The organism is Ornithinicoccus halotolerans, assembly GCF_009602535.1.
GTDB lineage: Bacteria > Actinomycetota > Actinomycetes > Actinomycetales > Dermatophilaceae > Ornithinicoccus > Ornithinicoccus halotolerans.
On sequence record NZ_WIQI01000080.1, the window covers coordinates 1 to 12,826 of the forward strand.

General features: G+C 75.4%; 11 protein-coding genes. 6 read left to right on the plus strand and 5 right to left on the minus strand.

Going from position 1 to position 12,826, the window contains the following annotated elements; all coding sequences use genetic code 11:
• Positions 1-1,245 (plus strand): CapA family protein (locus GFJ45_RS12200; protein ID WP_153397595.1); only part of this gene is annotated, 1,245 nt, incomplete at its 5' end.
• An 18-nt stretch (positions 1,246-1,263) separates the two neighbouring features.
• Here the strand turns inward: GFJ45_RS12200 and GFJ45_RS12205 are convergent.
• Positions 1,264-3,057, minus strand: a complete 1,794-nt coding sequence (locus tag GFJ45_RS12205) for an ABC transporter ATP-binding protein (protein ID WP_153397597.1) — start codon at positions 3,055-3,057, stop codon at positions 1,264-1,266.
• A 102-nt stretch (positions 3,058-3,159) separates the two neighbouring features.
• Between GFJ45_RS12205 and GFJ45_RS12210 the strand changes: the two genes are divergently transcribed.
• A complete protein-coding gene (locus GFJ45_RS12210) occupies positions 3,160-4,377 on the plus strand; it encodes a hypothetical protein (protein ID WP_153397599.1) in 1,218 nt (405 codons plus the stop codon).
• Positions 4,378-4,426: 49 nt separating this feature from the next.
• Here GFJ45_RS12210 and GFJ45_RS12215 read toward each other — a convergent pair whose 3' ends face one another.
• Together GFJ45_RS12215 and GFJ45_RS12220 are read right to left on the minus strand one after the other, a co-directional pair.
• On the minus strand, positions 4,427-5,170 hold the full coding sequence (locus tag GFJ45_RS12215) for an HAD family hydrolase (RefSeq protein ID WP_153397601.1): 744 nt from the start codon (positions 5,168-5,170) through the stop codon (positions 4,427-4,429).
• Positions 5,170-6,960 carry a proline--tRNA ligase gene (locus GFJ45_RS12220; protein WP_153397603.1) on the minus strand — a complete coding sequence of 597 codons (1,791 nt, stop codon included), beginning with the start codon at positions 6,958-6,960 and terminating at the stop codon, positions 5,170-5,172. Before GFJ45_RS12220 ends, GFJ45_RS12215 begins: the two co-directional genes overlap by 1 nt.
• Positions 6,961-7,069: 109 nt before the next feature.
• Here GFJ45_RS12220 and GFJ45_RS12225 point away from each other — a divergent pair, with 109 nt between their 5' ends.
• Positions 7,070-7,882, plus strand: coding sequence for an alpha/beta hydrolase (locus GFJ45_RS12225; protein ID WP_194288647.1), 813 nt, complete (start codon positions 7,070-7,072; stop codon positions 7,880-7,882).
• A 15-nt stretch (positions 7,883-7,897) separates the two neighbouring features.
• Here the strand turns inward: GFJ45_RS12225 and GFJ45_RS12230 are convergent, their stop codons facing one another.
• The gene (locus tag GFJ45_RS12230; protein ID WP_153397607.1) at positions 7,898-9,112 is read right to left on the minus strand and encodes a cysteine desulfurase-like protein; all 1,215 of its coding nucleotides are present in this window, start codon (positions 9,110-9,112) and stop codon (positions 7,898-7,900) included.
• Positions 9,113-9,176: 64 nt separating this feature from the next.
• On the opposite strand from GFJ45_RS12230, the gene gndA reads away from it, so the two are divergent.
• The 3 genes from gndA to larB are packed head-to-tail and all read left to right on the plus strand — an operon-like array spanning position 9,177 to position 12,200.
• Positions 9,177-10,709 (plus strand): NADP-dependent phosphogluconate dehydrogenase, encoded by a 1,533-nt coding sequence (gene gndA, locus GFJ45_RS12235; protein WP_153397609.1) that lies wholly within the window; start codon positions 9,177-9,179, stop codon positions 10,707-10,709.
• Complete coding sequence (gene larE / locus GFJ45_RS12240) at positions 10,706-11,548, plus strand: ATP-dependent sacrificial sulfur transferase LarE (RefSeq protein WP_153397611.1); 843 nt, start codon at positions 10,706-10,708, stop codon at positions 11,546-11,548. The genes gndA and larE overlap by 4 nt, the downstream gene beginning before the upstream one ends.
• Positions 11,538-12,200: a nickel pincer cofactor biosynthesis protein LarB gene (gene larB / locus GFJ45_RS12245; protein WP_153397613.1), complete on the plus strand. Its 663-nt coding sequence runs from the start codon at positions 11,538-11,540 to the stop codon at positions 12,198-12,200. Before larE ends, larB begins: the two co-directional genes overlap by 11 nt.
• On the opposite strand, the gene larC2 is transcribed toward larB, so the two are convergent.
• The coding region (gene larC2, locus GFJ45_RS12250) for a nickel pincer cofactor biosynthesis protein LarC2 (RefSeq protein ID WP_194288648.1) at positions 12,197-12,826 on the minus strand (630 nt) is incomplete at its 5' end. The genes larB and larC2 overlap by 4 nt on opposite strands.

The following is a 12,826-nucleotide window of genomic DNA, read 5'->3' on the forward strand; positions in this document are numbered from 1 at the left end:
TGCGGCCCGGACACCGGCGGCCCGGGGGCCCCGCCGACGGGCGAGGCCGGCTTCCCGCCGCTGCCCCACGACGAGGAGGGCACCGCGGGCACCGGGCCGACCGCGACCGCGGCGCGCAGCGGCGGCCACCCGCCTTCCGGGACCGCGGCGTCTCCCTCTCCTCCTCCCGCGCCCACCGGGGAGGCCGGCGGCCAGGAGCCGGTGGCGGTCCTCATCGGGGCCGGCGGCGACATCCTGCCGCACGCAGCGGTCATCACCAGCGCCGCGGCGCACGCCGAGCGGTCGGGGTCGGACCTGCCCTACGACTTCGCCCCGATGTTCGCGCCGGTACGGGACGTGCTGACGGAGCCGGACCTGGCGCTGTGCCACCTGGAGACCCCGGTCTCGGCGGACAACACCGCGCTGACGGAGCCCGGCAGCCTGTCGTTCAGCTCGCCGCGGGAGCTGCCGCAGGGGCTGGCCGACACCGGTTTCGACGCCTGCGAGCTGGCCAGCAACCACGCCCTGGACCGTGGCCTCGAGGGCCTGGCCGCCACCCGTGAGCAGGTCAGGGCCGCCGGGCTCGGCTGGTCCGGACCACCCCACCGAGAACAGGCGGCGCGGCAGATCCCGTTCCACGACGCCGGCGCGGCGCGGGTGGCCCACCTCGTCTACAGCTACACGCTGTTCAACTCCGGCTCCCCCAACACCGACGTCCCCGCGGAGGCGCCCTGGCTGCGGGGCAGCCTGTGGCCGGCCGTCGGCGCCCAGGGGGTCCTCGAGGACGCCGCCCGCGCCCGCCGGCAGGGCGCCGACTTCGTGGTCGTCACCATGCACTGGGGGACGGAGTACCAGGTGGCACCCACCGACGAGCAGCGGGAGCTGGCCCGGGAGCTGCTGGGCTCGGACGACGTCGACCTCGTCGTCGGCTCCCACGCCCACCTCGTCCAGCCGTGCGAGACCATCGACGGGAAGCTGGTGGCCTACGGCCTGGGGAACCTGCTGTCGAACCAGTCCCCCGACACCACCGGCGGCGACCTGTCCGAGCGCACCCAGGAGGGGGTGCTGCTGCAGGTCCGGCTCACCCGGGAGGCCGACGGCTCGCTGCAGACCCAGGCGCGCTTCATCCCGACGCGGGTCGACCTGGACGGCCACGTGGTGCGACCCGTCGGGCCGGACCACCATCCCGCCAGCCACCAGCGCACTGTGGAGACCCTGCACGCCCTGGGCCCGGACGCCTGTGCGGCGGCGCCGCGTCCCGGCTGAGGTGCCGCTGGCCCGTGCTCACCGGTCGCGGGTCAGCCCGGCCAGGGCGGCCTGAGTGGCGAAGTCGGGCTCGGCGGCGATGACCTCCTCGAAGGTGCCGCGGGCGACCAGCCTCCCGTCGCGCATGAAGCAGACCTGCTCGCTGTGGCGGATGGTCGCCAGCCGGTGGGCGACGACGATGACGCTGACCTGGCCGTGCAGCTCGCGGATGGCATCGGTCACCGCACGTTCGGTGCTGGTGTCCAGCGCCGAGGTGGCCTCGTCCATCACCAGCACCAGCGGATCGGTGTAGAGCGCGCGGGCCACGCCCAGCCGCTGTCGCTGCCCGCCGGAGAGGGCCAGCCCGCGCTCGCCCACCCGGGCGTGGATCCCGCCGGGCCGGGCCTCGACCACGTCGAGCAGCTGGGCGCGCGCCAGCGCCCGGCGCACCCGGTCCTCTTCGACCTCGGAGTCCTGCCAGGTCAGTGCCACGTTGCGGGCGACCGAGGCGTCGAAGAGGGCGACGTCCTGGGGGACGTAGCCGACCCGGGAGCGCCAGGCCTGCAGCACGTCCCCCAGCGGCGCGGTCCCGACGAAGATCTGGCCGGAGTCCGGCTGGAGCAGGCCGAGGACGATGTCGACGAGCGTGGACTTGCCGGAGCCGGACGCGCCCACCAGCGCCAGGGTCTGCCCGAACGGCAGCTCCAGACTCACCTCGTCAACCGCGGGGCGCTCTCCCCCGGGATAGGTGAAGCTGACCTTCTCCAGCCGCAGCGACGCGGCGTCCTCGGGCAGCGGCTCCCGACCGGTGATCTCCTCGGCCTCCGCGTAGGCCTTGCCGCGCTGGATCTCCTCCAGCACCTGCTGGGCGTAGGGCAGGTTGGCCCCGGTCTGGGCCATGATCGTCTGGAAGCGGGTCAGCGAGGGCACGATCCGGAACCCGGCCACGCCGAACAGCGCCACCGCGGCCATCGCGCCCTCCGGCCCGTCCTGGGCGTAGCCGATCCAGGCCCCGAGGCCCAGTCCCCCGATCAGCCCGGCCTCCAGCACGTACCGGGGGATGGCGCCGAGGAAGGACTGGTTGGCCCTGGCGCCGGACGCGCGGCGACGCACCTGCTGCACCACCTCGGCGACCTCGCCGGTCTTGCCGCGCAGGGTGATCTCCTTCAGCGAGTGCACCATCTCGCTGATGAGCCGCACCGCCTGGGTGGAGTAGGTGCGGTTGTCCTGCCCCGCCTGCACCGCCTTGCGCAGCACCCACGTGTAGAGCACGACACCGACCGCACCGAAGTAGACGATGGTCACGGTGGCCAGCACCGGCTCATTGACCAGCAGCACGGCCAGCACCGCCAGGAAGGTGAACACCTCGCCGGAGAGCTGGGCGAAGGGGATCAGCACCCCGGCGACCGTCGATCCCACTCCGACGTCGGTGGAACGGACCAGGTCGGTGGAGTTGCGCTGCAGCCGCTCGGACCACGGTGCCTTGAACGTCGTCGTCAGCAGCCGGGCACCCAGCACCTGCTCGAACCGCGCGAACCGCCGGGTCGCCCAGTACTGCAGCGCCACCGCCAGCACGCTCTTGCTGATGATCAGCACGCCGACGGCGATGAGCACGTTGCGGAAGTCGGACGCGTCGCTCAGCGTGCCGAGCACCGGCAGCTGCAGGTCGTTGTCGGTCAGCATCGGCGCGAGGATCACCGCGAGCAGCCCGATCGCGGCCACGTCCAGGATCGCCAGCGTGGACTGCAACGCGGCGAAGACGAGGATGAACCGGCGGGTGCCCTCGGGGAGCTCGGCCAGCAGGTCCCGGACGGTCCGCAGCAGTGCGACCATCCCTGTCCTCCTCCTGTCCGGCGCTGCCCGCATCTGGCCAGGTGGCTCCCGGCACGCCCCGCCGGAGGGCGCGCCAAGCCTATCCGCGGCTAGTGTCGCAGCGTGGCAACACCCAGCGCGCGCCCGCGTCGCCTCGCCTACCGAGCGTTCCGTGCCCTGCCGCGTCCGGTGCGCGGGCTCGGTGAGGAGGTGCTGCGCCGGCGCGCCGACCGCGACGTCCGTGACCAGCGGTGGCTCGACCCCGAGGCGCCGGTGCGCCTGCTCATCGGCCCCGCGGGCTCGGCGGGGCAGGCCTGGCAGTGGTCCCGCGCCGCCGAGCGGCACCTGCCCGGGGTCAGTGCGCGGACGGTGACCGCGGAGGGGCGAGCGGGACCGGGCCTGGACTTCCCCCGGGACATCCACCTCAGCCGCCGCGCCCAGCTGCACGGCACCCGCGCCCGCCGGGCGGCGGTGCTGCGGGCCACCCACGTCCTCAGCGAGGGCGCCCGCTCGCTGCTCGGCGACCCGTTCGCCGGATCGGTGCTCGAGGACCTGCCCGCCTTCGAGCGCGCCGGCATCCGCACCGGCATCCTGCTGCACGGCTCGGAGATCCGCGACCCGCACCGGCACGCCGGTCGGGACCCGCACTCCCCGTTCTCCCCGGGCGGCGGCGCCGACCCCGCGTATGTCGCACGGCTGGTGGAGCTGGTCGGACGCACCCGCGACCGCGTCGACCGGTTCCCGGGACCGGTGCTGGTCTCGACGGTCGACCTGCTCGACGACGTGCCTGGTGCGACCTGGCTCCCCGTGGTCGTGGACACCACCGGGCTCGCGGAGGCGGCCGCGGGCCGGCCGGTGCTGCAGCGGCCCGTCCCGGTCGTGCTGCACGTCCCCTCCAACCGCCGGCTGAAGGGCACCGACGCGGTCGAGGCGGCCATGGCGGGCCTGCAGCGCCGTGGCCTGGTCGAGTACCGCCGCCTGGAGGGCGTGCGGCACCGCGACATGGCTGCCGCGCTGGCGGACGCGGACGTCGTCATCGACCAGGTGGTCCTGGGCAACCCCGGCGTCCTGCTCACCGAGGCCCTCGCCGCGGGGCGGCTGGCCGTGGCCCACCTCACGCCCACCGTCCGCGAGCGGCTGGCGGACGCCGACCCGGCCAGCGGTGAGCCGCCGGTACTGGAGGCCGACCCGGTGACGATCGGCGCCGTGGTCGAGCAGGCCGTGACCGACCGGGACCCGCACGCCGCGCTGGCCGCCCGCGGGCCGGCGTGGGCTCGCGCGCGCCATGACGGCCGGATGTCGGCCCGGGTGCTCGACGAGGCGCTGCTCGGCACGCGCTAGGCCGCAGCCGCCGGCCAGGCGAGCAGGAGCTGCCGGTCCGGTCCTCCCCTTACCGGGCGGTCGTGGGCGTGCCCCAGCGGCGCAGCACGCCCGTCAGCTCGGCCAGTGACTCCACGACGGCGTCGGGCTCGACGTCGACCTCCACCCGCTGCTCGGCGGGCAGGTCACTGTGCGGCACCCACACCGCGCGCATCCCGGCCTGCTGCGGGCCGTGCACGTCCTCGTAGAGCCGGTCCCCCACGTAGACGCAGCTGTCCGGCGGCACCCCGACGGCCGCCGCCGCGGCGCGGAACGCCGCTGCGTGCGGCTTGGCCCAGGCGATCTCGCTGCTGTACACGTCTCCGTCCAGCAGCCCGAGCAGGCCGTCCCGGTCGAACAGCGCCCGGTGGTACTCCCGGGACCACAGCGTGTTGGACAGCACCCCGATCCGGACCCCGTCGGCGTGCAGCCGCTCCCAGAGCGGGCGCACCACCGGGTCGGTCCGGGTGTGCGGCTCCCAGAACCGCTCGTAGGCCGCCCGGGCAGCCGGCAGCCCGGCGTGAGCCAGGTCCACGCCGGCCTCGGCGAGCACATCCTCGAGCCGGGCGCTGCGGTGCTGCTCGCGGGAGCGTTGCCAGGCCCGCGACTCCGCAGCCAGGATCTGGCGGGCGAGCTCCTCGGCCACCGCCGGGTCGTCGGCGTGCAGCTCGGCGGCGAAGGCACGCCACTGCTCCCGCAGGTCGACCGCGCGCCAGGGGGTGAGCGTGCCGCCCCAGTCGAAGATGACCGCGCGCACCGCCCCGCGGCCCGGCATCAGCCGGGTGTCCCCGGCCGCACCTCGGCCACCACCTGGGTCGCGGCGTCGGCGACCGCCACGTGCCGGCGGGCGCCGGTCACCCGGTCCTTGATCTCGACGGTGCCCTCGGCCAGCCCCTTGCCGACCACCACGATGGTCGGCACCCCGAGCAGCTCGGCGTCCTTGAACTTCACCCCGGGCGAGACCCGGGCCCGGTCGTCGTAGACGACCTCCAGGCCGGCCTGCTCCAGCTCCTCGACCAGCCGGTCGGCGGCGTCGAAGACCTCCCGGTCCTTGCCGGTCGCGACCAGGTGCACGTCGGCGGGCGACAGCTCCCGCGGCCAGCACAGGCCGAGCTCGTCGTGGGTGTCCTCGGCGACCGCGGCGACGGCCCGGCTGACGCCCACTCCGTAGGAGCCCATGGTCACCACGACCTGCTTGCCGTTCTCGTCCAGCACCCGCAGCCCCAGCGCCTCGGCGTACTTGCGGCCCAGCTGGAAGATGTGGCCCATCTCGATGCCGCGGGCCAGCGTGAGCGGACCGGCACCGTCGGGGCTCGGGTCGCCCTCGCGGATCTCCGCGGCCTGGATGGTGCCGTCGGCGGTGAAGTCCCGCCCGTAGACCAGGTCGAACACGTGCTTGCCGTCCTCGTCGGCGCCGGTGACCCAGGCCGACCCCTCGGCCACGGACGGGTCGAGCAGGTACCGGATGCCGCTGCCGCCGCTGGCCTCGGTGCCCGCTCCCAGCACCCCGGGGCCGATGTAGCCCTTGGCCAGCACCGGGTAGGCAGCGAAGTCGGCCTCGCCGAACGGCGTCGCCTCGGCCGGGGCGACCGCGGCCTCGAGCCGCTTGCCGTCCACCTCGCGGTCCCCGGGCAGGCCGATGGCCAGCGGCTCCCGGGTGCCGTCGGGGTGGGTCAGCATCAGCAGGACGTTCTTCAGCGTGTCGGCGGCGGTCCACGCGCGGCCGTCGGCGCGCGGGTGAGCCGCGTTGGCGGCCGCGACGAGGGTGTCGATGGTGGGGGTGCCCGGGGTGTCCTCCACGTGCGCCGGCGGCACCGCCGAGGCGTCCACCGGGGGCGCCTGCGGGACCACGACCGCCTCGACGTTGGCCGCGTAGCCGCTGGCCGCGCACCGCACGAAGGTGTCCTCGCCGTGCGGGCTGACGGCCAGGAACTCCTCGCTGGCCGAGCCACCCATCGCGCCGGAGTGGGCGTGGACGATGACGTAGTCCAGCCCGAGCCGGTCGAAGATGCGCACGTAGGCGTCGCGGTGCCGCTGGTAGGCAGCCTGCAGGCCGGTGTCGTCGACGTCGAAGGAGTAGGAGTCCTTCATGATGAACTCCCGGCCGCGCAGCAGCCCGGCGCGCGGCCGGGCCTCGTCCCGGTACTTGGTCTGGATCTGGTACAGCGTCAGCGGCAGCTCCTTGTAGGAGCTGACCATGTCCTTGACCGTGAGGGTGAACATCTCCTCGTGGGTGGGCCCCAGCAGCATGTCGTTGCCGCGCCGGTCCTGCAGCCGGAACAGGTTGTCCCCGAACTCCTCCCACCGGCCACTCGCCTCGTACGGCTCCCGCGGCAGCAGCGCCGGGAAGGTCAGCTCCTGCCCGCCGATGGCGTCCATCTCCTCGCGCACGACCCGCTCCACCCGGCGCAGCACCCGCAGCCCCAGCGGGAGCCAGCTGTAGATGCCGGGGGCGGCCCGCCGGATGTAGCCGGCACGCAGGAGCAGCCGGTGGCCCGGCAGCTCGGCGTCGGCCGGGTCCTCGCGCAGGGTCCGCAGGAACAGGGTCGACATGCGCAGGGCCACCAGGGCCTCCTTCGGTGACGGGTCGGCGGCGCGCGCCGAGTGGGCCGGACTGCGCCCGACAGCCTATCTTCCGGCGCCCCCGTCCGAACCGGCGTGGCACCGTGGGGGCATGCAGCTCCCCCCGCCACGCCCCTACCCGGCTGCCGCGCGGCTAGGCCTCGGTGACCTGCGGTGGTGGCCCGGGCTGGCGCTGCCGGGCCTGGACCGTCGCGCCGACGTCACGGTGTGGCTCCCGCCCGGGTACGACGAGGACACCGCGCGGTACCCGGTGATCTACCTGCACGACGGCGCCACCCTCTACGACCCCGCGGCGTGCGTCGCCGGGTCCACCTGGCGGGCCCACGAGGCGCTGGCCGCGGCCGCGGCCGCCGGGCTCCCCGCCGTCGCGGTCGGTGTCCCGTGCTCCGCCGACGGCCGGCACCTGGAGTACACCCCCTTCCCGCACCCGGCGCTGGGCGGTGGCCGCGGGGACCGCTACGTGAGCTTCCTGGCCGACCACCTCAAGCCCGCGGTGGACGCCGCGCTGCGGACCCGGGCCGAGGCGCGGCACACCGTGGTCGCCGGCTCCTCCCTGGGTGGCGTCATCTCGCTGCACGCGTGGTCGACCCGGAACGACGTCTTCGGCGCCGCCGGCTGCCTGTCCCCTGCCTTCTGGTGGTCACCGGAGCAGCTGCCGCCGGTGGCCGCGGCGCTGGCCGCCGGCCAACTGGGCGGCCGGGTGTACGTCGACGTGGGCGGGCGGGAGGACCCGCAGGACCCGCCGACCCAGCGGGCCTACGTCACCGACACCGAGGCGCTGGTCAGTGAGCTGCGCCGGGCCGGTGTCCCGGTGCGCTACCTGTACGACTCCACCGCCGAGCACCACGAGACGGCCTGGGCCGAGCGGTTCCCGGCCGCGCTGCGCTGGCTGCTGAGCGGCTAGCGCACTCGGCGCGGGTCAGCCCCGCAGCCGGCTGACCGCCCCGGTGACGCCCTCGAGCAGCCGGTCCACGTCCGCGTCGTCGTTGTACGGCGCCAACCCGACCCGGACGGCCCCGCCGTCACCCAGCCCGAGCCGCCGGGAGGCCTCCAGGGCGTAGAAGCTGCCGGCCGGGGCGTTCACCCCCGCCGCGGCCAGCTCCCGGCTCAGCTCCGCGCTGGCCACGCCCTCGACCTCGAACAGCAACGTGGGTGTGCGGCGCACGGCGCGCGAGTAGCACGTCAGCCCCTCCACCGCGGCCAGCCCGCTCTCGATCCGGGCCCGCAGCCGGTCCTCCTGCTCCTCCAGCGCGGTGACCGAGGCGACCAGCCGGGTGCGCCGCGACCCGACGGCGGTCCCCTCCAGCCCGGCGAGGAAGTCGACCGCGGCGGTGGTGCCGGCCAGCAGCTCGTACGGCAGCGTCCCGAGCTCGAACCGCTCCGGGACCTGGTCGGTGGCGGGCAGCAGCTTGTCCGGGCGCACCTGCTCCAGCAGCTCCGGCCTGCCCACCTGCACGCCCAGGTGCGGACCGCAGAACTTGTACGGCGAGCAGGCGAACACGTCAGCACCCAGGCGCGCCATGTCCACCGGTGCGTGCGCGGACAGGTGCACCCCGTCCACGTGCACCAGCGCCCCCACCTCGTGCGCGAGCCGGCTGATCTCCGGGACGTCGGGGCGGGTCCCGATGAGGTTGGCGGCACCGGTGACCGCGACGACGCGGGTGCGGTCCGACAGCTGCGCGGCGACGGCCTGCGGGTCGAGCTCCCCCGTCGCCGGGTCGAACTCGGCCCACCGCACGGTCGCCCCGGCGCGCCCGGCGGCGATCACCCAGGGCCGGATGTTGGCGTCGTGGTCCAGGGAGGTGACGACCACCTCGTCGCCCTCGGCCCAGTCCCGCGACAGCGCCCGGGCCAGGTCCATCGTCAGCGCGGTCATGCTGCGTCCGAACACCACCCCCTCGGCCGGCCCGGCCACCAGGTCCGCGACGGCGTCCCTGGCCTCGTGCACGATCCGCTCCGCACGCCGCTCGGCCGTGGTCACCAGGCCGCGGTTGGCGATCGCCGAGGTGAGCGTGGCGGCCACCGCCTCGGCCACGTCGACGGGGGTCTGGGACCCACCGGGCCCGTCGAAATGGGCCGCGCCCTCCGCGAGCGCGGGGAACCGGTCACGGATCGCGGGGACGTCCAGGGCCATGCTGGCACCATAGGTCAGACCACCCGGGTGGTGGCGCCCGGGACCGGTTCGGCAGACTTGATCCATGAGCGAGCCCCAGCCCCCCCAGCCCGCCGAGCAGACGGCCGCCGCCACCGCGGCAGCCGGTCGCCCCACGCAGGAGGGCACGCCGGTGGCGCCGGAGCAGGCCGTCGGCGCCGCCCAGGTCGGCGTCATCGGCCTGGCCGTGATGGGCAGCAACCTGGCCCGCAACCTGGCCCGCCACGGCCACACCGTCGCCCTCTACAACCGGACCAGGGCGCGCACCGACGCCCTCGTGGAGGAGCACGGGCACGAGGGCACCTTCGTGACCACCGGCGAGCTGGACGAGTTCGTCGGCACCCTGGAGCGGCCCCGCCGGGTGATCATCATGGTGCAGGCCGGGGCGGGTACCGACGCCGTCATCGACGCACTGCTGCCGCACCTGGAGCAGGGCGACATCGTCGTCGACGGCGGCAACGCCCACTTCGAGGACACCCGCCGCCGCGAGGCGCGGCTGCGGGAGCACGGGCTGCACTTCGTCGGCGCCGGCATCTCCGGCGGTGAGGTCGGGGCCCTGGAGGGACCCTCGATCATGCCCGGGGGGTCCCGGGAGTCCTACGAGGCACTGGGCCCGATCCTGGAGGACATCTCCGCCAAGGTCGACGGCGAGCCGTGCTGCGCCTACATGGGCCCCGACGGGGCCGGCCACTTCGTCAAGATGGTCCACAACGGCATCGAGTACGCCGACATGCAGTTCATCGGCGAGGCCTACGACCTGTTGCGCGCCGCCGGGCTCGGCACCACCGACGTCGCCGAGGTGTTCCGCACCTGGAACACCGGTGACCTGGAGTCCTACCTGATCGAGATCACCGCCGAGGTGCTCGAGCAGGTCGACGCCCGCACCGACCGGCCACTGGTCGACGTCATCGAGGACGCCGCGGGGCAGAAGGGCACCGGCCGGTGGACCGTGCAGTCCGCGCTCGAGCTCGGGGTGCCGGTCAACACGATCGGCGAGTCCGTCTTCGCCCGGGCGACCTCCAGCCACCCCGAGCTGCGGGAGGCGGCCCGGCAGGCGCTCACCGGCCCGGACCGCACCCTCGAGCCGGCGGACCGGGAGCAGTTCGTCGAGCAGGTCCGGCAGGCGCTCTGGTCGGCCAAGGTGGTGGCCTACGCCCAGGGGCTGGACCAGATCCGCACCGCCTCCGAGGCCTACGGTTGGGACGTCGACGTGGCGGCGGTCGCACGGATCTGGCGCGACGGCTGCATCATCCGCGCCAGGCTGCTGGAGCGCATCCGCTCCGAGTACGCCGCCCACCAGCTGGTCACGCTGCTCGAGGCCCCCAGCGTCCGCGAGGAGCTGGCCCGGACCCAGGAGGGGTGGCGCCAGGTCGTCGCCGCCGCCGTCACCGCCGGTGTGCCGGTGCCGGGCTTCTCCGCGGCGCTGGCCTACGTGGACTCGCTGCGCGCCGAGCGGCTGCCGGCTGCGCTGGTGCAGGGCCAGCGCGACTACTTCGGCGCCCACACCTACCGCCGCACCGACGACGAGGGCTCCTTCCACACGCTGTGGTCCGGTGACCGCTCGGAGGTGCGGGTATGAGGCAGCAGCTCCCCGCCGAGGTCGCCCCCCTCGCGGAGGCGGTCGCCCGTGGCCTGACCGGGGTGCGGCGGCTCGGCGTGGCGTTCTCCGGCGGCGTGGACTCCTCGGTGCTGCTCGCCCTCGCGGCGAGGGCGCTGGGACCCGACCGCGTCGTCGCGGTGATGGGCGTGTCCCCCAGCCTCGCCTCCGACGAGCGGGACGCCGCCCACCGGGTGGCCGAGCAGGTCGGCGTGCCGGTGGTGGAGGTGGCCACCCACGAGGGCGAGCGCGAGGGCTACATCGCCAACGGCCCGGACCGCTGCTTCCACTGCAAGGACGAGCTGTTCACGGTGATCTCGGACCGCGTGGTGCGCGAGCAGGGACTGGACGCGGTCGCCTACGGCGAGAACGCCGATGACGCCCGGCGCCCGGACCGGCCCGGGGCGCTGGCCGCGACCGAGCACGCGGTGCTGCGGCCGCTGGCCGACGCCGGCATGACCAAGGAGCAGGTCCGGCAGGTCGCCCGGGCGCTGGCGCTCGCCTGCGCCGACAAGCCGGCCGCGCCGTGCCTGGCCTCCCGGATCCCGCACCACTCCCCCGTGACTCCCGAGAAGCTGCAGCAGGTCGAGGCCGCCGAGCGGGCGCTGCGCGCCCTCGGGTTCAGTGACTCCCGGGTGCGCCACCACGACCAGGTGGCCCGCGTCGAGCTGCCGGTGGAGGAGCTGGCGCGTGCCGTCGAGCTGCGGGCCGAGCTGGTCTCGCGGGTGCGGGCGGCCGGGTTCCGGTTCGTGACGCTGGACCTGTCCGGGCTGCAGTCCGGCGCCTTCACCCTCGACGTGCTGCAGCGCCGTGGAGCCTGACGACGTCCGGCTGGACCTGGAGCGCGCCGCCCGCCGCGGGCTGCCCGAGGCGGTGTACTGCGAGCACAAGTCGCCGGACCAGGTCCGCCGGATCGCCCGCCTGGTGCGGGAGCGCTCCCCCGGCGCGGTCGTGCTGTTCACCCGCGCGGCCGAGGAGCACGTCGAGGCGGTGCTGGAGGTGCTGCCGGACGCGGTGCACCACGCGGACGCCCGCCTGGTGGCCTGGCCCGGTGAGCCGCCCGAGCCGGCCGGTCGGATGGTCACCGTCGTCGCGGCCGGCACCTCGGACCTGCCGGTGGCACGGGAGGCGGAGCTGACCGCCCGCTACCTCGGCCGGCCGGCCGAGCTGATCGTCGACGTCGGCGTGGCCGGGCTGCACCGCATCCTGGGCCAGGTGGAGCGGCTCCGGGCCGCCGGTGCCATCGTCGTGGTCGCCGGGATGGACGGGGCGCTGCCGTCGGTCGTGGCGGGGCTGGTGCCCGCGCCGGTGGTCGCGGTGCCCACGTCGGTGGGCTACGGGGCCGCATTCGGCGGGGTGGCGCCGCTGCTGACCATGCTCAACAGCTGCGCGCCGGGGGTCGCCGTCGTCAACATCGACAACGGCTACGGCGCCGGCCACCTCGCCGCGCAGATCACCGCGCCCCTCCCCTAACCGACCGTCGCGCCGGGGACCAGCCCGGCGTCGCGGGCCGCCGCCGCTGCCCGCGCCAGCACCTCGGCGACCGGCAGCTGGTGCCGCCGGGCCAGCACGGCGCAGTCCTCGTACTCCGGGGTGGCGGTGCGCACCCGCCCCCGCTGCAGCCCGAGCTTGACCCGGACCGGCTCCCCCAGCCCGGGCACGGTCACGGGGCGCCACTCCCGGTCCAGCTCCACGCGGGCCACGGTGCTGCGCCGGATGCCCAGCGTCGGCGTGGCCCGCCACAGCTCCTCCTCCACCGCGGCGACCGGGGCCGGGTCGGCGTCCACCAGGACCTGCAGGGTATGGGCCGGGCGGCCCTTCTTCATCAGCACCGGCGTGAGCCAGGCGTCCCGGGCTCCGGCGGCGAGCAGGTCGTCCAGCACGCTGGGCCACGCCCGCGGGTCGAGGTCGTCGACGTTGCAGGCCAGCACCACCATCGCCCGCTCGGTCCCCTCGCCGGCGCCCCCGGACGCTGCCGGCGCGGGGTCGAGCAGGACCGCGCGGACCACGTTGGCGCGACCCTCGACCTCCTTGCTGCCGGCGCCGACGCCGACGCCGCGGACCCGGCCGGCGGGGATGCCGGTGACGGGCGCGGCCAG

What these genes read in the sequence shown, in the direction of transcription:
- GFJ45_RS12205 (WP_153397597.1), bottom strand. Translation starts at nt 3,057, where the DNA reads ATGGTCGCACTGCTGCGGACCGTCCGGGACCTGCTGGCCGAGCTCCCC.
- GFJ45_RS12215 (WP_153397601.1), bottom strand. Translation starts at nt 5,170, where the DNA reads ATGCCGGGCCGCGGGGCGGTGCGCGCGGTCATCTTCGACTGGGGCGGC.
- GFJ45_RS12225 (WP_194288647.1), top strand. Translation starts at nt 7,070, where the DNA reads ATGCAGCTCCCCCCGCCACGCCCCTACCCGGCTGCCGCGCGGCTAGGC.
- GFJ45_RS12230 (WP_153397607.1), bottom strand. Translation starts at nt 9,112, where the DNA reads ATGGCCCTGGACGTCCCCGCGATCCGTGACCGGTTCCCCGCGCTCGCG.
- gndA (WP_153397609.1), top strand. Translation starts at nt 9,177, where the DNA reads ATGAGCGAGCCCCAGCCCCCCCAGCCCGCCGAGCAGACGGCCGCCGCC.
- larE (WP_153397611.1), top strand. Translation starts at nt 10,706, where the DNA reads ATGAGGCAGCAGCTCCCCGCCGAGGTCGCCCCCCTCGCGGAGGCGGTC.